Raw genomic sequence first — 1,502 nt, forward strand, 5'->3', positions numbered from 1 at the left:
CATCAACATAAATTCGGAAAACTGCTGACTTAGCATTGGTTCCATGCTCTGCCACTCCTGATTCATACGAGCTTCTAAAGCAGCTGCCTTATTTGGATTAATAACAGCAACCGCTTCCAAAACCGAAAAATACACGCCTTTCATTAGCTGAATAACAACCTTATCAGCATTCAGAGCTAAAGAAAGCTTCTCTAGCAATTGCGCTCTATCCTGCTTAACAGACTTGAAGCTTTGCTCCTGAAAATAGCGTTGCATCTTCTGCTGAGCTTCTGGTGTACTGGCCGCCCGTTCCTCTGTACTGATGCGTTGACCTAAGGGAGAAGCCAAGAACTTAATCGCATCAGACAAATCTTCAGCACGCTGATCCTGACTCAAATAAACCATTGCAATCTGTTCACCATCAACCTTTTTCGCTGCATGAGTCACGGCCGCACTGGTCTTTTCAAAACTGACGGAACTATTNACTGACAAACGTTTCATATCAAGCTGCTGCCCCATAGAATCAGGCAAAGAAGCAATCAACTCACTCAAGCCAGAGTCATGAAGAAACTGCTTCGCTTCCTCGATACTCAAACCTTTAGCCATCAGGGGTGCGGCGTGAGAAACAAATACAAGTAATAGGAAGGCTAAAGCCCTGTTTACCAATGCGTTCATGGAAAATTCCTTTGGAAAGCGCTGACCATTTGAAATCAGTAAATAATTTTCTGCCAAGAGCAGTTAATGCAAGAATATCATAGCCCCAGAGAAAGGGAGCAGGATTAACAAAGGGTAAGGCTTTGAGGGGGGGAGAGTATAAAGATATTGAACCTCATGCGTAGCGAGACGCATGAGGGAAAGCTATTTATCTAGCCAACAATTTCTAGCAACTCGATATCGAATACCAAAGCTTGGTATGGGCCGATATCGGCGCCAGCACCTGCTTCGCCATAAGCAAGGTGATATGGAATGTATAGCTTCCACTTAGAACCCACTTTCATTTGCTGAAGTGCTTCAGTCCAACCAGCAATCACGCCACCAACAGGAAATTGAGCTGGTTCGCCACGGTCATATGAGCTATCAAACTGCTTACCGTCGATCAAGGTACCACGATAGTGAGTGCTTACAACACTTTCAGCTGTTGGTATATCACCTTCGCCCGCAGTGATTACTTCGTACTGAAGACCGGACTCTAGAACCGTCACTTCATCACGCTTAGCATTCTCTGCCAAGAAAGCTTCACCTTCACCCGCAAACTTCTTAGCTTGCTCTTGCTTCTCTGCTTCAACCTGAGTCTGAATCACTTGAAACGCCGCATTAATTTCTTCGCCAGGAATCTGTGGCCCCTTGCCAGAAAATGCGTCATTGATGCCAGCAATAGCAGCTTCTAATGACAGTCCGTTAAAGACGTTAGCTAATTGTTGGCCCATTTGAAGACCAACACCATATGATGCTTTCGCCTCATTTGTGGATAAATCTAAATCCGACATAGTGATTCCTGTAAATTCGTAAGATTAATAAGTTTT

The 1,502-nt window shown here is 44.4% G+C and carries 1 protein-coding gene; it reads right to left on the reverse strand.

Annotation, left to right across the window (positions count from 1 at the left end):
* Positions 1-845 precede the first annotated feature (845 nt).
* On the reverse strand, positions 846-1,466 hold the full coding sequence (locus A3735_RS23590; RefSeq protein WP_068514593.1) for an FKBP-type peptidyl-prolyl cis-trans isomerase: 621 nt from the start codon (positions 1,464-1,466) through the stop codon (positions 846-848).
* Positions 1,467-1,502: the final 36 nt, after the last annotated feature.

This window comes from Oleiphilus sp. HI0061, assembly GCF_001635675.1.